Source organism: Sphingopyxis macrogoltabida (assembly GCF_001307295.1).
Classification (GTDB): Bacteria; Pseudomonadota; Alphaproteobacteria; order Sphingomonadales; family Sphingomonadaceae; genus Sphingopyxis; species Sphingopyxis macrogoltabida_B.
In genome coordinates this window covers 3,492,037-3,516,336 of sequence record NZ_CP012700.1, presented here as the reverse complement: position 1 = coordinate 3,516,336, position 24,300 = coordinate 3,492,037, and the positions used below count along the sequence as shown (strand labels likewise).

Genomic DNA, 24,300 nt, shown 5'->3' with positions numbered 1-24,300 from the left:
CGCGCGATCAGAATTCGTACGAAACGCCAACCTTGATCCGCCACAGCGACGAGCTGAAGTTGATCTGATTGTCCGCGTCGTAATTGGTGTAGCCAGGATTGCTCGCCGACGACGGCACGAAGAGATAGCGGCCATCCTCGCCGACACTGACCTTCGCCAGATCCTGGAACCCCAGATAATTGCGGCGTCGCTGGACGTTCCAGCCATTGTCGAGCAGGTTCAGGAAATTGTCGACCGTCGCATAGAGCTTCAGCTTGTCGTTCTTGCCGAACAGGCGGCCGGGACCCGGAATTACCTGCGAGAAGGACAGGTCGACATCGAAATACCAGTCGTTCGAACAACTGTTCCGCGGCACGGTGCGGCCGATATATTTGCGCGCGCAGCCGAGGCCGTTGGCGAAGTCCACGAGACCCTCGACAACGTCCATATCCGAATCTGCGGAAATGTTCGGATCGTCGATCCCCGTCGGAAGGTAGATCAATGCATTGTCGTTGCCCGACGAGCTGTCGGCAAACACCCCGCCGTCGGAGAAGGTCAGGCTGTATGGACGGCCCGACCGGCCGACGAAGGTCAGCCCGAGCTTGGTCTTCAGGTCCGAGAAGAAGTTTTCGGTGAAGAATAGCTGCGCGGTGATGTTGTGCTTGCTGCTGTAGAAGCTGCGCGACGCGGGCAGGAGCTGGCGGTCGAAGGCGGCGGTGTTGTCGAAGTTCGAACCGGCAGTCGAGTTATACATGCTCCGGCGGTCGTTCGAATCGGTGAAGGCATAGCCGACGCTGAAATCGACCGCACCGCCGCTGGTGAACAGCCCGCCCGCGAAATTCTTCGACAGCAGGAATGATGCGACCTGGCTGCTGTATCCGCGCGCGTTGGTCAGCATCAACTCGTCATCGCGGCTGGTGGCGAAGCAGGCGTCGGTGACATTCTGCCAGACCGGGACCGGGCTGACGCCGGTGAGCTGGGCGTTACAGCCTGCAACCGTCGGATCGATCGCCGCATAGATCGGGCGGCCGTCGATCATATAGCCGTCGAGCCCCTTGCGGATGTCTGGGGTCTGCGACAGGTCGATGATATTGAACGGGTTGCGATAGCGGCTGTAGATATAATCGACGGTCAGGTTCCAGCCTGAGAAGAAACCCGACGGCGCGAAGTTCAGCTCGGACGAGAAGCCGGCGTTGGCGCGCAGCACCGTCGGCATCTTGATGTTCGGATCGATCGACTGGGTGTCGCCAAGACCGCGCGATGCATTGGCCGTACCGGCAGTCACGACGCATTCGGGAAGGCCGGTATACTGGCCGGCATCGTTGACCACATCGAGCTGTCCCGCGCAGGGGGCGTCGGTGCTGCGCCCCTCGCCCTGATAGCCGTTGTTCTGGAAGGCGTTGCCGAACCAGACGACCGGGTCGCCGCCGGAGAAGATGCCCACGCCGGCGCGGAACTGCGGCCGGCCGAAGATCGCGAAATCGTCGGCGTCATAGGTCAGCGCAAGACGGGGCATGACGACCGGGGACAGGTTGCTGAACGACGCGGTGTTGGCAAAGCCATAGCGCGCCATGAAGTTGGGGTTGGCTTCGGGATGGCCGCCGTCATACCATTCGACGCGGACGCCGCCGACCGCCTTCAACTGGCTGTTGATCTCCCACTCATCCTGCACGAACACCGAATAGATGCTGCGCTTGAAGCGTGCGGCGAGGTCGTTGATGTCGCCCGACGGCGAGAAATTGCCGTAGGCGCCGATCGCAGTGCCGCCGACGACGTTCGCCGCGCTCGTCGTCGTGTTCGATCCGGGCGACAGCAGCCCGGCGCGCAGATCGTCGATGTTGCGGAAAACCAGGGTGCCGGTTGCGTTCTGGACGAACAGGTTGAACAGGCTGGCCTGGCTCAGTTCGGCGCCGAACTTGATCTGGTGCGCCCCGGCGTCGATGCGGCCGACGGCGCGATACTGGTTGACGTTGGTGCGCAGGTCGTTCGCGGTGCGCGAAAAGCCGGGACCGGCACTGACCACGCCCGCGGGCGCGTCGGCGCCGTTGTCGACGCCGACTATGATGCGCGGGATCGGGTTTGCCGACTGCGCTTCACCGCCGCCGAACGGATCCTGAATGTCGCGGACCTCGGAGCGCGAGAAACGGAGCTCGGTGGAGAAACGGTCGCTCCACTGCGAATAGAGGCGGCCCGAATAATAGTTCGACGTTGTCCCCGACAGCAGGAAGGTATTGCGGCCGACCGCAGTGTTGGCGAAAGTGCCGGTGGTCGCAAGGTCGTCGCCGCGCAGCGTCGTTTCCTCGAGCCGCTGGAACGTGCCCTCGAGCCGGTGATCGTCGTTGATCTGCCAGTCGGCGCGGACGAAATAGCGGTCGTTCTTGTACGGACGGCTATAGACAAGATCGCCGGTATCGACGCCGTAGATGCGGTTGATTTCGCCGCGAATCTCGTCGAACTGCGCCTTCGACACGCCTGGCATTTCGGTCGGATAGTCGGCGCCGCTCGGACCCTCGTCCTGCGGCTGGCCGGCGCGCTGGCGTTCGAAGGCGCCGAACAGGAACAGCCGGTCCTTGATCACCGGTCCGCCCAGATAGACGCCCCAGCGCTTGTCGGCTTCGATCGGCGCGACACCGATGCCCTTCACATTGTCGCCGCGCATGCCGTTGTCCGAATATTCGAAGAAACCGCCGAAATGATAATCGTTGGTTCCCGACTTGGTCACCGCGTTGATCGCGCAGCCGGTGAACTGGCCGTAATCGACATCGAACGGCGCGAACTGGACCTGCGTTTCGCGGATCGCGTCATAGGGGATGGGGGTCGAACTGCGCGACGAAAAGCCGGTGTCGTTGAGGCCGTAGATGTCGCCCTGACTGATGCCGTCGACGGTGAAGGCGTTGCCGCGGTCGTTGCCGCCGAGGCACGAGATGCGATCCTGACCCGAGCCGCCGTCGTCGCGGTCGAGGCTGACGCGGGGGTCGAGGCGGATGATGTCGCGCAGGTCGCGGTTGAAGGTCGGGGCACTCTGCAACACTTCGGTATTGAAGCTGACGCCGGGGCCAACCGCGAGTTGCGTCACCTTGACGCGCGTCCCGGTGACGACGATTTCGCCGCCGCCCGAGGCAAGCGAGAATGCGAGGTTCGTGTTGCCCTGAAGCGAGGTGTAAACGTCCTGGATCGTCTGGCCTTCGAAAGAATCGGCGGAAACGGCGATGCTGTAGGGGCCACCGGTGACGAGGCCGGTCGCGGCAAAGCGGCCGTCGGCTCCTGTCGTGATCGTGCGCGCGGCGCCGGTGCGGGTGTCGGTGACGACGACGGTCGCGCCGCCGATCGCGGCGCCGCTGTCGTCGCTGACCTGGCCCTGGATTCCGGTCGTGATCTGCTGGGCTTGTGCCGGGGCGGCAATCGCGGTTGCGGCGCCGATCGCCATCAGGCTCGCGGCGATCGAATAACGAAGTTTCATGTCACAATGTCCCTTGTTGCGTTGGGCAGGCGCGCAAGAATGGGGGAGTGCGCTTCACCTGCGAGCGCCCCTGAAGCCCGCGTGTGGCAGGGTTGTGACAGCAATTGTGACAGGGCAAGCGGGGTGCGACGACCTGTTGCGGGGTCAGCGGAAAAGCTTCGGGATTCCGTCGGAGGGTGGTTAACGTCCGCCAATGCGGATGCGTTTTTTCCGGGGCCTGTTGCTGCAATGCAACATGGTTCAACCGCGACTCGAAACGGGATGTCCGGGCGGCTCAGCGCCAGCGCGTCGGCCGGTCGGCCAGAGCCTCTGCCGCACGCGACCGCACGTCGTCCGTCGCTTCGCGCGGCATGCTGAACCGTATTTTCACGGCCCAGTCGCCGTGCCGGGCGAGCTGGTAATATGTGAGATAGGGTTTGCCGCCGATCTCGGCGTCATACCATCCGCTCATCACCGGCGCGCCGGGGTCGGTGAAGCCTTGCGGGGTCGGGAGCGGCGTGCCTTTATAGCGTTCGATCAGCAGCGCTTCGAGCGATTGCGCCTCGTCCGCCAGCGTGCCCTCATCGGGCCGGTAAACGAAAAGATCGATCCAGCCGTCGCCGTTCCCGCCGCCGCGCAGCGTATATTGGACGGAGATATTGCCCGGCGCGTAGACGACCAACTTGCGCGCCGGCATTTGCCCCAGTTGCGCGGGAAACAGATATTGCGAGGCAAGGTGGCGTATCGCATCGCCTTCGCGCCGGACCTCCGCCGAATCGGCGACCTCGGCGATCGGGATGCTGACCGGTTCGGCGCGGACGGGCGCCGCCGCAGCGAGGATCGCTGCGGCGAGTGCCAGACGCGCCGCGCGCAACATCAGGCGGCGTCGCCGGCTTCCTTCGCCTTGTCGGCATAGACGCGCACCGGGTCCTTGCGGCCCTCGACGACATCCTTGTCGACGACGATCTCGACCACGTCGGTGAGGTCGGGCAGGTCGAACATCGTGTCGAGCAGGATCGCCTCGACGATCGAGCGCAGCCCGCGCGCGCCGGTCTTGCGTTCGATCGCTTTCTTGGCGACCGCGACCAGTGCGTCGTCGGTAAAGGTCAGCGCGACCTCTTCGAGGTCGAACAGCTTCTTATACTGCTTCACGAGCGCATTCTTGGGCTCGCCGAGAATCTTGACCAGCGCATCGACGTCGAGGTCCTCGAGCGTCGCGATGACCGGCAGGCGGCCGACGAATTCGGGTATGAGGCCGAACTTCAGCAGATCCTCGGGCTCGATCTGCTTCAGCGTCTCGCCCGCGCGGCGCTCGTCGGGGCCGGCGACATGCGCGCCGAAACCGATCGACTTGCCCTGCAGGCGGTCGCCGATGATCTTTTCGAGGCCGGCGAAGGCGCCGCCCGCGATGAACAGGATGTTCGTCGTGTCGACCTGCAGGAATTCCTGCTGCGGGTGCTTGCGGCCGCCCTGCGGCGGGACGCTCGCGGTCGTGCCTTCCATCAGCTTGAGCAGCGCCTGCTGCACGCCTTCGCCCGACACGTCGCGGGTGATCGACGGGTTTTCGGCCTTGCGGCTGATCTTGTCGATCTCGTCGATATAGACGATGCCGCGCTGCGCCTTTTCGACATTATAGTCGCTGGCCTGCAGCAGCTTCAGGATGATGTTCTCGACATCCTCGCCGACATAGCCGGCCTCGGTGAGCGTCGTAGCGTCGGCCATGGTGAAGGGCACGTCGAGGAAGCGCGCGAGCGTCTGGGCGAGCAGCGTCTTGCCGCTGCCGGTCGGCCCGACGAGCAGGATGTTCGACTTCGCCAGTTCGACGTCTTCGCCGCGACCGCTGTTGGCAAGGCGCTTGTAATGGTTGTGGACCGCGACCGACAGCACGCGCTTGGCCTTGTTCTGGCCGATCACATAGGCGTCGAGATGCTGGCAGATTTCCAGCGGCGTCGGGACCGCGCCGTCTTTGCGCGCGGCTACGCCGCCCTTGATCTCTTCGCGGATGATGTCGTTGCACAACTCGACGCATTCGTCGCAGATGAACACGGTCGGCCCGGCAATCAGCTTGCGGACTTCGTGCTGCGACTTGCCGCAGAAGGAGCAGTAAAGAGTGCTCTTGCTGTCCGAGCCGCTCAATTTGGTCATATATTGTCCTCTGGCAGACGCCAAAAGGGCGTTGCCGTCTTTATCCTAGTTCGCCGCCACCCGATTACAATATGGCAATTGGGTGACATGGCTTCAATGTCCCGCATAGCGCCAAGGCGCGAAGCTAGCGTCAAGAAATGCAGTTACCGGGGCGTGACTCCATCGTCATGCCGGACTTGATCCGGCATCCGTTACGTCGCCGCCGGAATGGACCCCGGATCAAGTCCGGGGTGACGAAAGGCCCAAATCCCGACACGAATCAGGGCGTCGGGCCCTCGCTCTGGGTCGCGGCGCCGGTCTCGCCATCGGCGGCCGGGCGCGAGCCGAAGACGTGATCGACGAGGCCGAATTCCTTGGCTTCCTCGGCTTCGAGGAAGGTGTCGCGGTCCATCGCCTTCTCGATCTCTTTCAGCGGCTTGCCGGTATATTTGACGTAAAGGTCGTTCATCCGCTTGCGGATGCGCAGGATTTCGCGCGCCTGGATCTCGATATCCGACGCCATGCCGCGTGCACCGCCCGAGGGCTGGTGGATCATGACGCGGGCGTTGGGCAGCGCGACGCGCATGCCGGGCTCGCCCGCCGCGAGCAGGAAGCTGCCCATCGACGCCGCCTGACCGATGCAGAAGGTGCCAACGCGCGGCCGGATATATTGCATCGTGTCGTGGATCGCCATGCCCGCCGTCACAACCCCGCCCGGCGAGTTGATGTACATGAAGATGTCCTTCTTCGGATTTTCCGATTCGAGGAACAGGAGCTGCGCCGTGATCAGCGACGCCATATTGTCTTCGACTTCGCCGGTGACGAAGATGATCCGTTCGCGCAGCAGGCGGGAGAAAATGTCGAAGCTGCGTTCGCCGCGGCTCGTCTGTTCGACGACGACGGGAACAAGGGCGGCGAGCGGGTCGATCATTGGGAATTCGTCCTTCGTTGTTCGGGTTGCCCTGCCGAGGACCGGCGGGCTGCCCCTCCGCCATCCTACATCGGCGCCAAGCCGGACGGTTTCAAGGGGGCAAAAAAAGGGCGGGAAACTCCCGCCCTGGTGTTGGTCAGTCGCCTTCGCCCGGTTCGGGCGAGAAATATTTGTCGAACTTGTCATCGACGCCCTTGAACTCGTCGGCGTCCGCCGGGCTGTCTTTCTTGACCGTGATGTTCGGCCATTCGGCGCTGAACTTGGTGTTCACTTCCAGCCATTTTTCGAGGCCGCTTTCGGTGTCCGGCAGGATTGCCTCGGCGGGGCATTCGGGTTCGCACACGCCGCAGTCGATGCACTCGTTGGGATTGATGACGAGCATATTCTCGCCCTCATAGAAACAGTCGACCGGACAGACCTCGACGCAGTCCATATATTTGCAACGGACGCAGGCATCGGTGACGACATAGGTCATGGGTTCGGCTCCCTCAGATGACGGCAATCGGGCCGTCAGGCTCTCATATCGGCTGCCTCTATGCCGCGCGAGTGCGGCGCGTCAACGCTAAGCGACAGTTGCGAATCACTCTCACTCGATAGGGCTGCCGGAGCGGTTTGCGAGGACAGTATTTCCATCGTCGCTGATAGCCGGAGTGGCAGCTGCCGGGGTGTCGGCGTCGAGCTTGCGATAGCAGGCCTGCGCCTCGCTCGCCGGACCGCGGCGGGTGGGCAGCGACAGCAGCCGGATCACCTCGATCCGCTCGCCGACCGGCAGGACGAGCGTCTGGCCGACATGGACCGCGCACGACGAGCGCGTGACCCGCCGGCCGTCGAGCCGGATATGCCCCGCCGCGACGATCGCCTGCGCAAGGCTGCGCGAACGCGCGAAGCGCAGGTACCAGAGCAGCTTGTCGAGCCGGATGCTGCCCGCGGCGCCCGGACTCGCCATCAATCCTCGCGCGCGCCGGCGAGGAGCGCGGCAAGCCCCGCGAACGGGCTGTTCGGCGAGGGGCCACGGCGCTGAGGCTGGCTGCCCTGCGGCGGCCGGTGACCGTTTTTCGGCGGTTTGCCGGGTTGCGGCCGCGATCCCTTGCCATGCTTGACAGGTGGACGCGGGGCCTCATTGCCGGTGCGTGCGGGCGCACCGCCCTTGTGCCGCGACGGACGATGCTTGCCGCGCGCGCGCTTGTCGGCACTTTTCAGCCCCGACCAGCGCCAGCGTTCGAGCGCCGGGTCGCCGATCGGGCGGAAGCCGACGCTTTGCAGGAGTGCGCGCCGCGCTTCGCCGTCGAGACCGAGCGAGGTCGCCAGCGCGGCGTCGATCGCAAAGCCGGGCGCCACGACGGTCGACGCGCTTTCCCCGGCATCCTCGCCATGGTGATCCTCGCCATGCTCTTCGCTGCCCCCGGCTATCGGCGCGGTCGGGGGCGCGGCCGCCTGCAGTCGCGCGGCGTGAGCCTGACGCGCGAGGCGTTCGGCCATGTCGATGCGCAGCCACCCGGTGCCGCAACGGCGAAAACCCGCGATGCCGAGCCCGGTGGCCGCGCCATCCTTTTGCCAGACCGCGCCGTGCGGGGGCAGCGCGGGGACCGGCGTGCCCTGCTGCGCGGCGATCAGCGCGGCGCGCCAGCGCACCGCTTCGGGCTTCAGCAATTGCGGGTGGAAGATGTCGAGCGAGCCGATGGTCAGCCCGAGCTTGCGAAGCTGCGGCCGCTCGTCGGCGCTGATCGCCGCGAGTTGTTCGTCGACCGCGGCGCGGGTGATCAGCCCGCTGCCGTCGGTCATCGCCGCGAGCAACGCGCGCACGCGCGGCGGGGTGAACAGGTCGCCCGCGGCGGCGCCCATCGCGGCGAGCGGTCCCGCGTGGCGCGCGAGCTGCTGCGCGACATATTTCTGGAGCCGCTCGACGATCGCCTGCACCTGCGCGGGTTCGAGCCGACGAAGCGCGGGCTCGATCTGGATCGACGGCTGCACCAGTGTCGGCCCCTTGGCGAGCGACGCGACGACATGGCCGTGCCAGGCAAGGCGCGGCGCCGTACCGGGTTCGGCGACGAGCGCCAGCGCACCGTCCTCGCCCTCGGCCAGTGCCGTCGCGCGCCGCGCGAGCTCGGCGCGCAGATGTTTCTCGGCTGCGGCCAGCAGCATCTTGTGGTCGCTTGCCCGCGCCACCGGGTCGACTTTGAACTGAAAGCCTTTCAGCGTCCCGATCGCTTCGCCTTCGACCGCGACGGTGCCGTCGGGGCCGACCGCAACCGGCAAGGCGGCGTTCCGCTGCCCCGCGTCGCGAAGCAGCAAGGCAAGGCGGCGGTCGACGAAGCGCTGGGCCAGCGCGGCGTGCAGCGCGTCGGACAATCGCGATTCGAGCAATTGCGTCTGTTCGGTCCAGCCGGCGGCACCGGCGAGCCAGTCGCCGCGCTGCGCGATGAAGCACAGCGTGCGCACCGCGGCGATGCGGCTCGCGAGTTGGTCGATGTCGCCCTCGACATCGTCGAGCCGTGCAAGGCGGCGGGCGAACCAGTCGGGGTCGATCATCCCGTCGCCCTGCATCCGCCACTGCCAAAGCTTGAACACCGTGCGGCTGTGATGCTCGGCGCCGAGCTGTTCGAAATCGGGGAGGCCGCAGACGTCCCACAGGCGCTGGACGGCGTCGAAATCGCCGCCGCGCGCGCGCACTTCCATGTCGCCTGCCAGATGCTTGAGTACCGCGACGTCGACCGCTTCGGGCGCGGCGCGCAGCAACGGGTCCGACGGCGGCCGTGCGAGGTCGGCGAGCAATTGTTCGAGCGAGCCGAAGCCGGGATTGGGTTCGCGCCAGAACAGGCTGGCGAGCGGCGGGAAATGATGTCCTTCGATCGCGGCGATTTCCTCGGGCGTGAAACCGCCCTGCGGTAGGCCAATGGTGCCGAAGCTGCCGTCCTGCTGGTGGCGCCCGGCGCGGCCGGCGATCTGCGCCATTTCGGCGATCGTCAGCCGCCGCAGCCGCCGCCCGTCGAATTTCTGGAGGCTCGCGAAGGCGACATGCTGGACGTCGAGGTTCAGCCCCATGCCGATCGCATCGGTCGCGACGAGATAATCGACCTCGCCCGCCTCGAACATCGCCACCTGGGCATTGCGCGTCCGCGGGCTCAATGCCCCCATGACCACCGCCGCGCCGCCCGAGAACCGGCGCAACATTTCGGCGATCGCGTAAACCTCTTCGGCTGAAAAAGCGACGATGGCCGATCGCTTGGGCAGCCGCGACAGCTTCGACGATCCGGCATAGCTCAGCGTCGAGAAGCGCGGGCGGGTGATGATTTCGGCCTCGGGGACGAGCCCTTTGACCAGCCCCTTGATGCTCGCCGAACCGAGGATCATCGTTTCCTCGCGGCCGCGGGCGCGGAGCAGCCGGTCAGTGAAGACATGGCCGCGTTCGGGATCGGCGCCGAGCTGCGCCTCGTCGATGCCCACAAAGGCGACGTCGCGCTCGACCGGCAGCGCCTCCATCGTGCCGAGCAGATAGCGTGCTTCGGGCGGCATGATCCGCTCTTCGCCGGTGATGAGGGCGACTTGTGACGCGCCCTTGATGGCGACGACGCGGTCGTAAACTTCGCGCGCGAGCAGGCGCAGCGGAAAGCCGATCATGCCGCTCGACCGGGCGGTCAGACGCTCGACCGCCAAATGGGTTTTGCCGGTGTTGGTGGGGCCAAGGACAGCCTTGACCGGGTGGGAAGAGGATGACGTCATTGTCTTGATTCTCACGCTGGCATGCGGCGCGTCCGCGCGCAACAGGCGATCGATGGAAGCGGGGGCCGGGCCGCCATTTTCTTCGCTCGCTCACGCCATAACGCGGTCACGCCACGGCCCGCCGCAAGCCAAATCGGCGAACCGTCCATTAAATTGACTTTAACGCCCTTTGTTTACAGACATTGGCACGGAAACATCATCGACGGCGCCTTTTCGGGGGGCAATGCCGGCGAGCGGGGGTTGCAAAACTTTGTTCCAGCGTCACGAACCCATTGCGGGGATGTCCGGCAACGCGGCTGCGCTCACCATGTCGCAGGCGGTTTCGCTGCGCCGGGCGCCCGCCGAGGCCGAACCGCATGCGACGTGGCGCGATCGGCTGGCGCAGCTCGACCTGGTTCCCGATCTTGGCGACAATATCGGTTCGGCCGAATGGTGGCGCGGTCTTGCGACATTAACCCTGCTCTGCGGGACCGCGATCGCGACCTTCCCCGGCATCCAGCCGCTCCAGACCGCGGGCACGCCTGCGCTCGACGCCGCCGATTTCAACGAGGCGCGCGCGCAGATGATCGTCCCGCTCGCGCTCGGCGGCGATACCGGACGGCATATGGCGGCGACCGATGCGGTGCGCCCGCTGACTCAGACCCCCGAACGGCCGCAGATCGAACTCACCGCCACCCTCGGCAGCGGCGACAGCTTTGCGCGCCTGCTCGAACGCTCGGGCGTCGGCGGCAGCGAGGCACAGGCGCTCGCGAGCCAGGTCGCGGGCGCGGTGCCGCTCGCCGATATCGCGCCGGGCACGCGGATCGACCTGATCCTCGGCCGCCGCGCCGCGCGCACCATGCCGCGGCCGGTCGAAGCGCTGGCAATGCGCGCGCGGTTCGACCTCCGCATCGAGATGGAACGTATCGACGGCCGGCTCGTCATGCGCCGCATCCCGATCGCGGTCGACGCGACGCCGCTGCGCATCCGCGGCCGCGTCGGCGACAGCCTCTATCGCTCGGCGCGCGCTGCGGGGGCGCCGCCCGAGGCGATCCAAGCCTATCTGCGCGTCATCGGCAAACAGATTTCGGTCGGCAGCGATATCCGTTCCAGCGACGAATATGACATCATCGTCGACCACCGCCGCGCCGAGACGGGCGAAAGCGAGACCGGCAAGCTGCTCTATGCGGGACTGATCCGCGGCGGCAAGCCGAAGCTGTCGATGCTCGAATGGACCGTCGACGGGCGCAGTCAGTGGTATGAAGCGTCGGGCGTCGGCGAACAGCGCGGCGGCATGGCGCGCCCGACCAACGGCCGCGTCACCTCGACCTTCGGAATGCGGCGCCATCCGATCCTCGGTTATCGGCGCATGCACAGCGGGATGGATTTCGGCGGCGGCTATGGCGCGCCCATCTATGCGGTGACCGACGGCATCGTCACGGTCGCGGGGCGCACCGGCGGTTTCGGCAATTATGTAAAGCTCAACCACGGGAATGGGCTCGGCACCGGCTATGGCCATATGAGCCGCATCGCGGTCCGTCCCGGCCAGCGCGTCAATCGCGGGCAGGTGATCGGCTATATCGGCTCTACCGGCCTCTCGACCGGCCCTCACCTCCACTATGAACTCTACCGCAACGGCCATGCGGTGAACCCGGCGTCGGTGACCTTCGTCACGCGCGCGCTGCTCGAGGGCAAGGCGCTCGCCGACTTCCGCGCCCGCATCCGCACCCTGACCGCGGTCGCGCCCGGCGCCGCACTCACCCCGATTGCGGCGAAGCAGGCCGAAGGACCGAAGCTGGGCTCACTCGCCGATGTCGCCTCGAAGCGCGCCGGCGACGGGATCTAGTCCCACATAAAAGTGGCAATATCCATTTGCCCGGCAGCGCGGCGCCGCTATGCACGCCGCATGACCCAAGCCGCTTTCCCCGACCTCCGCCTCCGCCGTACCCGCCGCACCGGCTGGAGCCGCGCGATGGTGCGCGAGACGCAGCTTTCGCCGAGCAACCTCATCTGGCCGCTGTTCGTCTGCGACGGGTCGGGTACCGAGGAGCCGATCGGCAGCCTGCCCGGCGTGTCGCGCTGGTCGGTCGACCTGCTCGTCGAACGGGCCCGCGACGCGGTCGCGACGGGCATCCCCTGCCTCGCGCTGTTCCCCTATACGCAGGCGGACCGGCGCAGCGCGGACGGCGCCGAGGCGCTCAGTCCCGACAATCTGATGTGCCGCGCGGTCGCGGCGATCAAGCAGGCGCTCGGCGACGATATCGGCGTGCTCACCGACGTGGCGCTCGATCCCTATACGAGCCACGGGCAGGACGGGCTGATCGACGATGCGGGCTATGTGCTCAACGACGAAACGGTCGAGGCGCTGGTGGGACAGGCGCTCAATCAGGCGCGCGCGGGGGCCGATATCATCGCGCCCTCCGACATGATGGACGGCCGTATCGGTGCGATCCGGCAGGCGCTGGAAGCCGAAGGCTTTGGCCACGTCCAGATCATGAGCTATGCCGCCAAATATGCCTCGGCCTTCTACGGCCCGTTCCGCGACGCGGTCGGATCGCGCGGGCTGCTGAAGGGCGACAAGAAGACCTATCAGATGGACCCCGCGAACAGCGAGGAGGCGCTGCGTGAAGTCGCGCAGGATCTTGCCGAGGGGGCGGACAGCGTGATGGTCAAACCGGGATTGCCCTATCTCGACATCGTGCGCGCGGTGAAGGACAATTTTGCGGTGCCCGTCTACGCCTATCAGGTGTCGGGCGAATATGCGATGATCGAGGCCGCGGCGGCTGCCGGCGCGGGCGACCGTGACGCGCTCGTCCTCGAAACGCTGCTCGCCTTCCGGCGCGCCGGCGCGTCGGGCGTGCTCAGCTATCATGCGCTCCATGCCGCCCGGCTGCTGACCGCGTGACCCTTTCCGCACCCGCATCGCCGCGCCGCTGGCTGTTCGTGCTGACGATCCTCGTCGGCAGTTTCCTGCTCTTTCTCGTCCAGCCGATGGTGGCGCGGATGGTGCTGCCCAAATTGGGCGGCGCACCGGCGGTGTGGAACAGCGCGATGCTCGTCTATCAGGCGCTGTTGCTCGGCGGCTATGCCTATGCGCACTGGCTCGGACGGTTCACGCTCCGGCGGCAGGCGACGATCCATCTCGGGCTGTTTCTCGTCGCCGCGCTATGGCTTCCCATCGGCATCGCGGCGATTGCGCCGCCCGCGCCCGGACAGGAAGTGCTGTGGGTGCCGCTGCTGCTGCTCGCGTCGATCGGCCCCGTCTTCTTCGTGGTCTCGGCGCAGGCGCCGCTGATGCAACGCTGGTTCGCCGCCGACGCGCGCGCGGGCGACCCCTATTATCTCTACGCCGCATCGAACCTTGGCAGTTTTGCCGGGCTGCTCAGCTATCCGGCGCTCGTCGAGCCGAGCCTGCCGCTCGCGGCGCAAAGCTGGGGCTGGACCGCGGGTTATGCGCTGCTCGTGCTGCTCATCGCGGCGAGCGCGGCCGCGCGCTGGCAGCGCGGCACGGTGCATGACGAAGGGGCGGCACCGGACGAAGAGCCGCGCCCCGCGCTGCGGCGCCAGCTTCACTGGCTGCTGATCGCGGCGGTGCCGTCGGGGCTGATGCTGTCGACGACGACGCACCTCACCACCGACATCGTCGCGATGCCGTTGCTGTGGGTATTGCCGCTCGGCCTCTATCTGCTCAGTTTCGTGATCGCCTTTTCGACCGCGACGCGGCTGACGCAGATCATCACCTTCACCGCGCCCGCGGTCCTGCTTTCGGTCGGCGGACTCGCGCTGTTGAGTTCGGGCGGCGGGTCGATGATGGTCGCGCTCGCCAGCCTCGGGATGCTGTTCGTCGTCGCGGTGGCGTTGCACGGCTATCTCTATCACCTCCGCCCCGCAGCGCAGCATCTGACGCTCTTTTATCTCATCATGTCGGCGGGTGGGGTGCTCGGCGGGCTGTTCGCGGCGCTGTTCGCACCGCTCCTCTTCGACTGGGTTTATGAACATCCGCTACTCGTCCTCGCCGCCGCGGCGCTGCTACCGCTGCCCGCGCTGCTGCCGTGGGACCAGTGGCTGAAGCTGTCGGCGGCGAAAGCGCGCGCCGTCGCGGCGCTGCTCGTCGGGTTCGCCGCTTTTGCCTGCTGGCAAATGGTCGGCGGCTGGACGGGGTCGCTTGCCGGGGCGACGGCGATCTGGGGTCTCGCCATCTTCGTCATCGGCCTGCTCGTGATCGGCTGGCGCTGGGCCTATGTCGCCGCGCTCGCGTTGCTGATGGTCGGAGTCGGCGGCTGGGACACGATGGAGGAAAGCTTCACGGGGATGCGCGTGCGCAGCTATTTCGGCGTCTATACCGTCACCGACGACGGCTATCGTCACCAGCGCCGCCTCGCCCATGGCACGACGCTGCATGGGCTGCAGCGCACCGATACGGGGGGACGGCTCGAACCGACGACCTATTACGGGCACCAGTCGGGGGTCGGGCTGACGCTCGACAAGGCAGAGGCGCTCGCCGGACCCGATGCGGCGGTCGGCATCGTCGGGCTGGGGGCGGGGACGCTCGCCTGCTACCGCCAGCCGGGACAGCAATGGACGATTTTCGAGATCGATCCGGTGATGGTCGATATAGCGCGCGATCCCGCCAAATTCACCTTCCTGTCGGATTGTGCGGGCGACACCCCGGTGGTCATCGGCGACGCGCGCCTGCAAATCGCCAAACAGCCGGCGGGCAAGTTCGATGTCCTCGTCATCGACGCCTTTTCTTCCGACGCGATCCCGCTGCATCTGCTGACCGAGGAAGCGATCGGCATCTACGCGCGGGCGCTGAAGCCCGACGGCATATTGCTGGTCCACATCTCGAACCGCTTCTTCGACCTCGAACCGGTGCTTGCGGCCGAGGCGAAGGCGCGCGGCTGGACGGCGGCGATCCGGATGGATCCGGGACCGATGGGCGACGATTTCGGCGATCTCACCGGGTCGAACTGGGTGGCGCTGACCGCCACGCCCGCACGTATGCGGGAATTGACGGGCGGTATAAAGCTTCGCAAGGACCGCTTCGACAACGGCGCGTGGGTGCCGCTTGCCGCGCGTCCGCATTTCACCCGCTGGACCGACGATTACGCCTCCACGCTGCCGATCCTGCTCTGGAAACATCTCGTAGGAGGCCGCGAATGAACGACATCAGCATCATCAGCGTCAACGGCAAGACGCCGCAGATCGACCCGAGCGCCTTCGTTGCACCGGGATGCCGGATCATCGGCGACGTGACGATCGGACCCGATGTCAGCATCTGGTATAATTGCGTCCTGCGCGCCGATGTCAGCCATATCGTCGTCGGCGCCCGTTCGAACATCCAGGACGGCAGCGTCGTCCATTGCGACGGCCCGATGCCGCACCGACCCGAAGGCTTTCCGACGATCATCGGCGAGGATGTGCTGATCGGCCATCTCGCGATGGTGCATGGCTGCACGCTGGCGGACCGGGCGTTCGTCGGTTTGAAGGCGACGGTGATGAACGGCTGCCGCATCGGCAGCGATGCGATGCTCGCGGCGGGCGCGCTGCTCACCGAGAACAAGGAAATCCCCGATCGCGAGCTTTGGGCCGGCTCGCCGGCGCGCCGCGTGCGCGAGATCGGCGACGCGCAGGCGGCGGGCATGCAGATGGGCGTCGCGCATTATGTGATGAACGGCCGCATGCACAAGGCGGCGGTGGAGGGCTAACTCTCCCCTCCCGCTTGCGGGAGGGGTCGGGGGAGGGCCTGTCTCAGTACAAGCCCGGCTCTCGACATGCCCTCCCCTAGCCCCTCCCGCAAGCGGGAGGGGGACTCATCAGCTGAAGTTCACCATCGCATAGAGCATCGGGATCGACAGCAAGGTGTTGGTCCGCGAAAAGATCATCGCGGTCTTCGCGGCCTTGGCTTTCGTGGCATCGTCGGCCTCGACGATCCCCAGCGCCTTTTTCTGGTTCGGCCAGATCACGAACCAGACGTTGAACGCCATGATCAGCCCCAGCCACATGCCGACGCCGATCAGCTTGTACGGATCCTGCAGCCCCAGCGCGGGCCCCAGATATTTGGCGTGGCCGGCGATCGCGAGGCCCAGCAGTACGGTGATCAGCGCCGCCCAGCGGAACCAGAACAGCGCGGCTGGCGCGATATGCTTGCCCACGGCGGGTTTCAGCTCGGCCGGGATTTTCGGCATCGTCGGAATCTGGACGAAGTTGAAATAATAAAGCAGGCCGATCCACAAAATGCCGAAGAAGGTGTGGAGCCAGCGCATGATCGCATTGCCCGCGGCGACGCCATCCTCGAAATTCTGGCCGTTGAGCCCCAGCATCAGGATGATCGCGAGCACGAGGCCCGCTCCGAGCACGGCGTGAAGATTCCCGAAAAACTTGTCCATGGCATTCCCCCTCGCTTGTTATGGGGCGCGGCGCGACCCGGTGCCCTCGGCATTGCTATGCCAGCGACGGGGGATGGGCTCAAGCTTGCTTGTCGAGCGCCGTTTCGTCGGGAACCGCCAGCCCGTACTTCAGCATGACGGGAAGCTGGCTCAGCGTGAAGAGGAAGGAGAGGGCGGTGACCCCCCAGACCTTGATCGTCAGCCACAGGTCGAAGCTCATCCGCTTCGCCTCGATCAGCTCGTACATCACATGGTTGGCGATACCGAGCGCGGCGAAGAACAGGCCCCAGTTGCGCGACAGCAGCAGCCAGCCCTGCTCGGTGACCCCGTCGAGCGCAGATTGCAGCAGATATTTGAGCATCGGTTTGCCGAACCAGTATCCGCCGAGCAACAGCGCCGCAAAGGCGGCGTAGATGATCGTCGGCTTCATGACGATGAAGCGTTCGTCGTGGAACCAGATGGTCAGCGCGCCGAAGCCGATGACGAGCACGCCCGACATCCACAGCATCGGTGAAATCTTGCCGAGCTTCCACTTCGACACCGCCATTGCGATGACGATCGCAACCATGAAGGCGACGGTGCCCTTGATCGCGCCGGTCGTCGCGGCAAAGGCGCCGGTCCCGCCCGAGGAGAATTTATAGGTCAGGAAGAAAACGAGCAAAGGCCCGAAATCGATCGCGAAATTCAGCCAGCCATGTTTGGCGGGCGGCGGCGCCGGCGCGGCCTCGGGGCCGCCGGGAAGCACGTCGCTCATCTTATATTTCCTGCAATGATGCCCGCGATCTCGTCGGCGTCGAAGGGGCGGAGGTCGCCCATCGTCTCGCCGATACCGATCGCGTGGATGGGGAGGCCGTGGCGTTCGGCGGCGGCGACCAGCACGCCGCCGCGCGCGGTGCCGTCGAGCTTGGTCATGACGAGCCCGGTGACCCCGGCGACCTCGCGGAACACGTCGATCTGCGACAGGGCATTCTGGCCGGTCGTCGCGTCGAGCACCAGCACGACGTCGTGCGGCGCGGCGGGGTTGAGGCGGCCGAGCACGCGCTTGATCTTGGCGAGCTCGTCCATCAGCTCGCGCTTGTTCTGCAGGCGCCCGGCGGTGTCGACGATCAGCACGTCAATGCCGGTCGCGGTCGCCTGCTTGACCGCGTCGAAGACGATGCCCGCGCTGTCGCCGCCTTCGGGCCCCGCCATGATCGGTACGCCCAGCCGCTCGGCCCAGACCTTCAATTGCCCGATCGCGGCGGCGCGGAAGGTGTCGCCTGCGACCAGCATGACGCCATAATCCTGTTCCTGGAACAGGTGCGCCAGCTTGGCGATGGTGGTCGTCTTGCCCGATCCGTTGACCCCGATCACGAGGATGACCTGCGGCCGCGGGAAGGCATCGATCTCCAGCGGCTCGGCGACGGGGCGCAGCACCGCGGCGATCTCTTCGGCGACGACCTTGCGCAATTCCTCGGTGCCGTTGGCGGCGACGTCGCGGCGTTCGGACAGGCGGTCGCGGATACGCGCCGCCATCGCGGGACCGAGGTCGGCGGTGATCAGCGCTTCCTCGATCCGGTCGAGATCGTCGTCGTCGAGCCGCGACTTGCCAGTCAGCCCCGACAGATTCTCGCCGAGCCGTTCCGATGTGCGCTTGAGGCCGCCGAGCAGCCGTTCGCTCCAGCTCGGCCCGCTCATGCTGCGATATCCCGTTCGATGGTGGTGGCGATCATGCGGTCTCCGTCGCGCGCGGTCATCCGCACGTCGTTGATGGTGCCCGGCGCCGCGGGGGCGGCGAGGCTGATGGCAACGAAATTTTCCGCATGGCCGGTCACCCCGTCGCGCTCGACGAGCATCGATGCGGTGCGGTCGATCTGCGCGTCGAGCCAGCGGTGGCGGCGGCGGCCGTTGGCCTCGCGCAGCGCCGCGGCACGCTGGCGCGCCATCGCGCGACCGACTTGCGGCATCCGCGCGGCGGGGGTGCCGGCGCGCGGGCTGTAGGGAAAGATATGGCCGAAGACGATGTCGCAATCGTCGATCAGCGCCAGCGAGTTCGCGAACATCGCCGCATCCTCGGTCGGGAAACCGGCGATCAGGTCGGCACCGATGGCGATGTCGGCGCGCGCGGCCTTCAGCCGCTCGACCAGCCGGACGGCATCGGCGCGGCGGTGGCGGCGCTTCATGCGCGTCAGCACCATGTCGTCGCCGGCCTGCAGCGACAGATGGACATGCGGCATCACGCGCTTTTCCTGGGTCAACAGCGCGAACAGGCGGTCGTCGATCCGGTCCGGGTCGAGCGACGAAAGGCGAAGGCGTTCGACCGGCAATGCCAGCAACGCCTCGACCAGCGCCGCCAATGTCGTTTCGCTGTCGTCGCCGTAGCTCGCCAGGTCGACACCGGTCAGGATGATCTCGCGCTGGCCGCGGTCGAGCGCGGTGCGCGCGGCGGCGATCACCGCATCGGCACTCGCCGACCGTGCCGTCCCGCGCGCCAGCACCGTCGCGCAAAAGGTGCAGCTATGCGAACAGCCGGTCTGCACGCCAAGGAAGGCCCGCGCGTGATCGGCGCCCGAGAGGGCAGGGGCGTAAGCGAGCCTGCCGGGCGTGACGGCCACGCCACCATAGCTTTCGGCGCGCCCCTTCGCGTCGTTGCGCACGACCCGCGCGCCCATCGCCGCGAAACTTCCGGCTTCGAGCTCTGCCGCGCAGCCGGTCACCACAACGTCGGCGCCGGGCCGTTCGCGGAGCGCGCGGCGCACCGCCTGCCGCGCCTGCCGCACTGCCTCGTCGGTCACCGCGCAGCTGTTGAAGATGATCGCGTCCTTCGCGCCCGCCGCTCTCGCCGCGGCGCGTACCGCCTCGCCCTCGGCGATATTGAGCCGGCACCCGAAATTGACGACGTCAAGCCCGCCGTCCAAAACCTCGATGCTCATCCGAACTGCGCCCAGTCGGTCTCGCCCTCGAACACGCGCGTCGCGGCGCCGCTCATCACGATCGGCTCGCCCGGCGCCCAACGGATGACAAGGTCGCCGCCGGGCAGCGATACGGTCACGGGCGACTGGACGATACCGGCGCGGATTGCCGCGACGGCGGTCGCACAGGCGCCGGTGCCGCACGCCTGGGTCAGGCCGACGCCGCGTTCCCAGACCCGCAGTTGCAGGCAATCGGGTCCGTCGAGGCTCGCGACATTGACGTTGACGCGTTCGGGGAACAGCGGATCAGTCTCGATCCGCGGGCCTAGCTCGTCGAGCGCCACCGCATCGGCTTCGGGGACGAAGAAGACGATGTGCGGATTGCCGACATTGACCGCCGCGCCATGCTCCAGCTCGTCCCACGCGACGGGCATGTCGCGCGTGTCCATCGGCATGGCGAGCGGGATATGCTCCCAGTCGAACTGCGGTTCGCCCAGCACGACCTCGGCACCGCCGTCGGCGGGCGTCACGCGGAGCATGCCGCCGAGCGTTTCGATCACCGCGGGCTGGCCGATCAGCGTCGCGACACAGCGCGTCGCATTGCCGCACGCCTCGACCTCGCCGCCGTCGGCGTTGAAAATGCGCATGCGGACGTCGGCCTTGCTCGATGGTTCGAGCAGGATGAGCTGGTCGCAGCCGATGCCATGGCGCCGGTCGGCGATCGCATGCGCCCGCGCCGGCGTCATCTCGACGCTCTGCTCGCGCGCGTCGATGACGACGAAGTCGTTGCCGAGGCCATGCATCTTGGTGAAGCGATCCGCCATGGGCCGCATTTAGGAGCGCGGGGGCGGGAAGTCTAGCGACGTGCCTCATGTTCCGTCACCCCGGCGAAGGCCGGGGTCTCGCCGGTGCGTCATGTCGATAGGTCGAGATCCCGGCCTTCGCCGGGATGACGAAGATATGATTACGCGCTCTTGCGCAGCGGAGACTCATCGCCGGCCGGCGGCGCGGCCTTGGGCACCACCGGCGCGCGCAGCAGCCCGCGTTCGGCGAGCAGGGCGGCGGTGTCGGTGGCGGAAGCCGCGCGCCCGTAATACCAGCCCTGACCCTTGGCGCAGCCGAGCCGCGTCAGTTCGATCGCGGTCGCTTCATCCTCGACCCCCTCGGCCGTGATCGGCATCGACAGGCTTTCGCCCAGCCGGACGATCGCGACGACGATCGCCTGCGCGTCGGGGCTGCCGCGCATCGCGGCGATGAAGCTGCGGTCGATCTTGATCCGGTCGAAGGGCAGCGCGCGGAGGTGCGACAGCGAGCTGTAGCCGGTGCCGAAATCGTCGAGACTCAGCGACACGCCCTGATTCTTCAGGCTGGTGACGATCGAGCGGACGAGCGGCAGATTTTCGAACAGCGAGCTTTCGGTGATCTCGACCTCGAGCTGGCTGGCCGGGAAGCCCGTTTCGACGAGCAGCTTGGTGAGCTTCTGGCTGAACCACGGATCCTTGAGCTGCTGCGGCGAGATATTGACCGCGAGCATGATCGACGGGTCCCAGCCCTTGGCGATTTCCATCGCACGGCCGATGACCTGTAACGACAATTCGCCGATCAGCCCGCTTTCCTCGGCTACCGGAATGAAGCGTTCGGGCGGGATCATGCCATATTCGGGCGATTCCCAGCGCATCAGCATCTCGAAACCGAGCAGGCGACCGCTCGCGATGTCGACCTGCGGCTCGAAATGGGGGACGAATTCGCCGCGCGGCATGCCGGTGCGAATCCCGGTTTCGATCTGGTTGCGGACCTGCACCGCCATTTCCATGCCCGGCTCGAACCAGCAGAAGCGGTTCCGCCCCTCGTCCTTGCAATGATACATGGCGATGTCGGCTTGGCGCACGATCGTTTCCATCGTGATCCCCGCCTCGCTCGCCAGCGCGACGCCGAGCGAAGCGCCGGTGCGAATCTGCTGCGCGCCGTGAAAGATCGGTTCCTCGAGCGCGGCGATAAGCTGCGCCGCGAGCGCTTCGATATGATCGCGCGCCGCAGGTTCGAACGGCAGCATCGCGACGAATTCGTCGCCGCCGAGCCGTGCCTTGGTCGCGCTCGGCGGCAGCACCGCGGTGATGCGCTCGGCCGCGACCTGCAGCACCCGGTCACCCGCTGCGTGGCCGTGGATGTCGTTGACCGTCTTGAAATGATCGAGATCGAGCAGGAACAGGGCGACCTGCCGCTTTTCCAGCGCCGCATCGACGATCAACTGCTGCCCGTTCGCCATCAGCGCGCGGCGGTTCAGGAAACCCGTCAGCGGGTCGGTGTCGGCCAGATAGCGCGCGCGCTGTTCGGCCTCGGTGCGTTCGACGATTTCGCGATTGAGATCCTCGTAACGGCGCCAGCCGAACAGGATCAGCGCGATGTTGAGCACGAGCGTCGCGGTCAGCACATTGTCGGGGCCGCCGCCGATGCCGATCAGCGACCGGATCACCGATTGCATCACGTTGCTGCCGGTGCCGACGAACAGCAGGATGGCGGCGACGACGATGCCGCCCGCGACGATGTCGCGTTTGGCGCCTTCGCTGCGGTCCCTTGGTCTTGGCATCGCTGTCATAGATATTTCCCCACCACCCGCGCGCCGTTCTGGACCCGAAGCGGTGAAATTTGCGTTAAACGGAGTGCGGCGGCGCTCGCTTGCCAGCCTGCGCGTAAATGTGTATTGGCCGCCGCGTTCGCGCGCATCTTGCGCACGGACATATCGATGTCCGCGACGGAAAGTCTGTCCACGGATAGCCGCTGGTTGGCGAGGTTTCGCTCACCGGCGTCTTTTGCGTTGCGGGCCTCGAAACGAAGGATTTGAGGCGTATGTTCGACAGTCTGAGCAATCGGCTTGGCGATGTTTTCGGGAAGCTCCGCGGCCGCGGCGCGCTGACCGAGGCCGACGTGCGCGCCGCGATGCGCGAAGTGCGAATCGCCCTGCTCGAGGCCGACGTCGCGCTGCCCGTCGTGCGCAGCTTCGTCGATCAGGTCACCGAACTCGCAATCGGCCAGAATGTTCTGCGCTCGGTGACCCCGGGACAGCAGGTGGTCAAGATCGTCAGCGATGCGCTGACCGAAATGCTCGGGTCCGAAACCGCCGAGCTCGATCTGAATGTCGCCCCTCCCGCCGTCATCATGATGGTTGGTCTGCAGGGCTCGGGTAAGACCACCACCACCGCGAAGATCGCGAAGCGGCTCAAGGAAAAAGAGCGCAAGAAGGTGCTGATGGCGTCGCTCGACGTCAACCGCCCGGCGGCGCAGGAGCAGTTGGCGGTTCTCGGCAGCCAGATCGACGTCGCGACGCTTCCGATCGTTGCGGGGCAGCAGCCGGTCGAAATCGCGCAGCGCGCGATGCAGGCCGCGAAGCTTCAGGGCTATGACGTGCTGATGCTCGACACCGCGGGCCGCCTCCACGTCGACCAGCAGCTGATGGACGAAATGCAGGCGGTGTCGCGCACCGCGAACCCTGCCGAAACCTTGCTCGTCGTCGACAGCCTGACCGGGCAGGATGCGGTGCAGGTCGCGCAGCGCTTCACCGACCAGGTGCCGCTGACCGGCGTGGTGCTCACCCGTATGGATGGCGATGCGCGCGGCGGTGCCGCGCTCTCGATGCGCGCGGTCACCGGCAAGCCGATCAAGTTCGCGGGTACGGGCGAAAAGCTCGACGGGCTCGAACTTTTCCAGCCCTCGCGCATCGCGGGTCGCATCCTCGGCATGGGCGACGTCGTCAGCCTCGTCGAGCGCGCCGCCGAGACGATCCAGGCCGAAGAGGCCGAGGCGATGGCCGCGAAGCTGGCCAAGGGCCAGTTCGACCTCAACGACCTGCGCACGCAGCTCAACCAGATGCGCCGCATGGGCGGCCTCGGTGCGCTTGCCGGGATGATCCCCGGGATGAAGAAGGCGCAGGCGGCGATGGCGCAGAGCGGCACCGACGACAAGATGCTGGTGCATTTCGACGCGATCATGGGGTCGATGACCCCCAAGGAGCGCGCGAAGCCCGAGATCATCACCGCGAAGCGCAAGATCCGCATCGCCAACGGTTCGGGCACCAATGTGCAGCAGGTGAACCGGGTGCTGAAAATGCATCAGGAAATGTCCACCGCGATGAAGAAGATCCGCAAGATGGGCGGCCTCAAGGGGCTCGGCGCGCTGTTCGGCAAGGGCGGCGGCATTCCCGGCATGGGCGGCGGCGGAATGGGCGGTGGGGGCGGTGGCCTCGGCGGCCTCCCTGGCCTCGGCGGCGGGGCGATCCCGTCCGAACTCGCCAATCTGATGAATAAGAAGAAATAACCCGATCAACCGACTTTGAATTTGAATTAGAAAGAAGGACTTACATCATGGCTACCTCCATTCGCCTTTCGCGCGGCGGTTCGAAAAAGCGCCCCTATTACAAGATCGTCGTCGCCGACTCGCGCAGCCCGCGCGACGGCCGCTTCATCGAGCGCATCGGCAGCTACAACCCGCTGCTCGCCAAGGACAATCCGGAGCGCGTCAAGCTCGACGGCGAACGCGCCGCGCACTGGCTGAGCGTCGGCGCCCAGCCGAGTGACCGCGTTGCCCGTTTCCTCGACGCCGCCGGCATCAAGGAACGCGCTGCCCGCAACAACCCCAACAAGGCGGTCCCGGGTGAAAAGGCCAAGGAACGCGCCGAAGAAAAGGCCCAGAAGCTGGCTGACGCCGAAGAAGCCGCAGCCGCTGCTGCCGCCGCTCCGGCCCCAGAACCCGAGGCCGCTGAAGAGGCCGCTCCGGCCGAAGAAGCCGCTGCTGAAGCCCCCGCCGCTGAAGAGGCTGCCGCTCCCGAAGCCGCTGAATCGGATGCAACCGGTT

Annotated in this window: 18 protein-coding genes and 1 pseudogene; 6 read left to right on the top strand and 13 right to left on the bottom strand. The window is 66.5% G+C overall.

Annotated features, from left to right (window positions below; translation table 11 throughout):
* Nucleotides 1–7: 7 nt before the first annotated feature.
* The 7 genes from AN936_RS16345 to AN936_RS16315 form a co-directional block, all read right to left on the bottom strand.
* Complete coding sequence (locus AN936_RS16345) at nt 8–3,439, bottom strand: TonB-dependent receptor (protein WP_054589039.1); 3,432 nt, start codon at nt 3,437–3,439, stop codon at nt 8–10.
* Nucleotides 3,440–3,713: 274 nt separating this feature from the next.
* A complete protein-coding gene (locus AN936_RS16340) occupies nt 3,714–4,295 on the bottom strand; it encodes a hypothetical protein (protein ID WP_054589038.1) in 582 nt (193 codons plus the stop codon).
* Nucleotides 4,295–5,563 (bottom strand): ATP-dependent Clp protease ATP-binding subunit ClpX, encoded by a 1,269-nt coding sequence (gene clpX, locus AN936_RS16335; protein ID WP_054589037.1) that lies wholly within the window; start codon nt 5,561–5,563, stop codon nt 4,295–4,297. The genes AN936_RS16340 and clpX overlap by 1 nt, the downstream gene beginning before the upstream one ends.
* Nucleotides 5,564–5,822: 259 nt before the next feature.
* Nucleotides 5,823–6,473 (bottom strand): ATP-dependent Clp protease proteolytic subunit, encoded by a 651-nt coding sequence (locus AN936_RS16330; protein ID WP_054589036.1) that lies wholly within the window; start codon nt 6,471–6,473, stop codon nt 5,823–5,825.
* 136 nt (nt 6,474–6,609) lie between these two features.
* Nucleotides 6,610–6,948: a ferredoxin FdxA gene (gene fdxA / locus AN936_RS16325; protein WP_054589035.1), complete on the bottom strand. Its 339-nt coding sequence runs from the start codon at nt 6,946–6,948 to the stop codon at nt 6,610–6,612.
* A 111-nt stretch (nt 6,949–7,059) separates the two neighbouring features.
* A complete protein-coding gene (locus AN936_RS16320) occupies nt 7,060–7,419 on the bottom strand; it encodes an RNA-binding S4 domain-containing protein (protein WP_054589034.1) in 360 nt (119 codons plus the stop codon).
* A complete protein-coding gene (locus AN936_RS16315; RefSeq protein ID WP_054590353.1) occupies nt 7,419–10,193 on the bottom strand; it encodes a helicase-related protein in 2,775 nt (924 codons plus the stop codon). The genes AN936_RS16320 and AN936_RS16315 overlap by 1 nt, the downstream gene beginning before the upstream one ends.
* A gap of 280 nt (nt 10,194–10,473) precedes the next feature.
* Here AN936_RS16315 and AN936_RS16310 point away from each other — a divergent pair, with 280 nt between their 5' ends.
* From AN936_RS16310 to AN936_RS16295, 4 genes are read left to right on the top strand one after another with little or no spacing between them, the layout of a single operon-like run.
* Nucleotides 10,474–12,018, top strand: a complete 1,545-nt coding sequence (locus AN936_RS16310) for a M23 family metallopeptidase (protein ID WP_054589033.1) — start codon at nt 10,474–10,476, stop codon at nt 12,016–12,018.
* A gap of 60 nt (nt 12,019–12,078) precedes the next feature.
* A complete protein-coding gene (gene hemB, locus AN936_RS16305) occupies nt 12,079–13,077 on the top strand; it encodes a porphobilinogen synthase (RefSeq protein ID WP_054589032.1) in 999 nt (332 codons plus the stop codon).
* Nucleotides 13,074–15,335 carry a fused MFS/spermidine synthase gene (locus AN936_RS16300; RefSeq protein WP_054589031.1) on the top strand — a complete coding sequence of 754 codons (2,262 nt, stop codon included), beginning with the start codon at nt 13,074–13,076 and terminating at the stop codon, nt 15,333–15,335. Before hemB ends, AN936_RS16300 begins: the two co-directional genes overlap by 4 nt.
* A complete protein-coding gene (locus AN936_RS16295; protein WP_054589030.1) occupies nt 15,332–15,880 on the top strand; it encodes a gamma carbonic anhydrase family protein in 549 nt (182 codons plus the stop codon). The genes AN936_RS16300 and AN936_RS16295 overlap by 4 nt, the downstream gene beginning before the upstream one ends.
* Before the next feature lie 108 nt (nt 15,881–15,988).
* Here AN936_RS16295 and AN936_RS16290 read toward each other — a convergent pair whose 3' ends face one another.
* The 6 genes from AN936_RS16290 to AN936_RS16265 all read right to left on the bottom strand — a co-directional run bounded on the left by AN936_RS16290 (nt 15,989) and on the right by AN936_RS16265 (nt 22,048).
* Complete coding sequence (locus AN936_RS16290) at nt 15,989–16,561, bottom strand: urate hydroxylase PuuD (protein ID WP_054589029.1); 573 nt, start codon at nt 16,559–16,561, stop codon at nt 15,989–15,991.
* A 79-nt stretch (nt 16,562–16,640) separates the two neighbouring features.
* A complete protein-coding gene (locus AN936_RS16285) occupies nt 16,641–17,315 on the bottom strand; it encodes an inner membrane-spanning protein YciB (protein ID WP_054589028.1) in 675 nt (224 codons plus the stop codon).
* Nucleotides 17,312–18,238, bottom strand: a complete 927-nt coding sequence (gene ftsY, locus AN936_RS16280) for a signal recognition particle-docking protein FtsY (RefSeq protein ID WP_054589027.1) — start codon at nt 18,236–18,238, stop codon at nt 17,312–17,314. Before ftsY ends, AN936_RS16285 begins: the two co-directional genes overlap by 4 nt.
* Nucleotides 18,235–19,473, bottom strand: coding sequence for a MiaB/RimO family radical SAM methylthiotransferase (locus tag AN936_RS16275; RefSeq protein WP_054589026.1), 1,239 nt, complete (start codon nt 19,471–19,473; stop codon nt 18,235–18,237). Before AN936_RS16275 ends, ftsY begins: the two co-directional genes overlap by 4 nt.
* On the bottom strand, nt 19,470–20,276 hold the full coding sequence (gene dapF, locus AN936_RS16270; protein WP_054589025.1) for a diaminopimelate epimerase: 807 nt from the start codon (nt 20,274–20,276) through the stop codon (nt 19,470–19,472). The genes AN936_RS16275 and dapF overlap by 4 nt, the downstream gene beginning before the upstream one ends.
* A 140-nt stretch (nt 20,277–20,416) precedes the next feature.
* Nucleotides 20,417–22,048, bottom strand: a complete 1,632-nt coding sequence (locus tag AN936_RS16265) for a putative bifunctional diguanylate cyclase/phosphodiesterase (protein ID WP_054589024.1) — start codon at nt 22,046–22,048, stop codon at nt 20,417–20,419.
* A gap of 251 nt (nt 22,049–22,299) precedes the next feature.
* Here AN936_RS16265 and ffh point away from each other — a divergent pair, with 251 nt between their 5' ends.
* Nucleotides 22,300–23,763, top strand: a complete 1,464-nt coding sequence (gene ffh / locus AN936_RS16260) for a signal recognition particle protein (RefSeq protein WP_054589023.1) — start codon at nt 22,300–22,302, stop codon at nt 23,761–23,763.
* 47 nt (nt 23,764–23,810) lie between these two features.
* Nucleotides 23,811–24,287 (top strand): annotated as a pseudogene (gene rpsP, locus AN936_RS16255) (30S ribosomal protein S16); the annotation flags it as partial.
* Nucleotides 24,288–24,300: the final 13 nt, after the last annotated feature.

Coding starts and splice junctions, on each gene's coding strand:
- AN936_RS16345 (WP_054589039.1), bottom strand. CDS start 3,439: ATGAAACTTCGTTATTCGATCGCCGCGAGCCTGATGGCGATCGGCGCC.
- AN936_RS16340 (WP_054589038.1), bottom strand. CDS start 4,295: ATGTTGCGCGCGGCGCGTCTGGCACTCGCCGCAGCGATCCTCGCTGCG.
- clpX (WP_054589037.1), bottom strand. CDS start 5,563: ATGACCAAATTGAGCGGCTCGGACAGCAAGAGCACTCTTTACTGCTCC.
- AN936_RS16330 (WP_054589036.1), bottom strand. CDS start 6,473: ATGATCGACCCGCTCGCCGCCCTTGTTCCCGTCGTCGTCGAACAGACG.
- fdxA (WP_054589035.1), bottom strand. CDS start 6,948: ATGACCTATGTCGTCACCGATGCCTGCGTCCGTTGCAAATATATGGAC.
- AN936_RS16320 (WP_054589034.1), bottom strand. CDS start 7,419: ATGGCGAGTCCGGGCGCCGCGGGCAGCATCCGGCTCGACAAGCTGCTC.
- AN936_RS16315 (WP_054590353.1), bottom strand. CDS start 10,193: ATGACGTCATCCTCTTCCCACCCGGTCAAGGCTGTCCTTGGCCCCACC.
- AN936_RS16310 (WP_054589033.1), top strand. CDS start 10,474: ATGTCCGGCAACGCGGCTGCGCTCACCATGTCGCAGGCGGTTTCGCTG.
- hemB (WP_054589032.1), top strand. CDS start 12,079: ATGACCCAAGCCGCTTTCCCCGACCTCCGCCTCCGCCGTACCCGCCGC.
- AN936_RS16295 (WP_054589030.1), top strand. CDS start 15,332: ATGAACGACATCAGCATCATCAGCGTCAACGGCAAGACGCCGCAGATC.
- AN936_RS16290 (WP_054589029.1), bottom strand. CDS start 16,561: ATGGACAAGTTTTTCGGGAATCTTCACGCCGTGCTCGGAGCGGGCCTC.
- AN936_RS16285 (WP_054589028.1), bottom strand. CDS start 17,315: ATGAGCGACGTGCTTCCCGGCGGCCCCGAGGCCGCGCCGGCGCCGCCG.
- ftsY (WP_054589027.1), bottom strand. CDS start 18,238: ATGAGCGGGCCGAGCTGGAGCGAACGGCTGCTCGGCGGCCTCAAGCGC.
- AN936_RS16275 (WP_054589026.1), bottom strand. CDS start 19,473: ATGAGCATCGAGGTTTTGGACGGCGGGCTTGACGTCGTCAATTTCGGG.
- dapF (WP_054589025.1), bottom strand. CDS start 20,276: ATGGCGGATCGCTTCACCAAGATGCATGGCCTCGGCAACGACTTCGTC.
- AN936_RS16265 (WP_054589024.1), bottom strand. CDS start 22,048: ATGACAGCGATGCCAAGACCAAGGGACCGCAGCGAAGGCGCCAAACGC.
- ffh (WP_054589023.1), top strand. CDS start 22,300: ATGTTCGACAGTCTGAGCAATCGGCTTGGCGATGTTTTCGGGAAGCTC.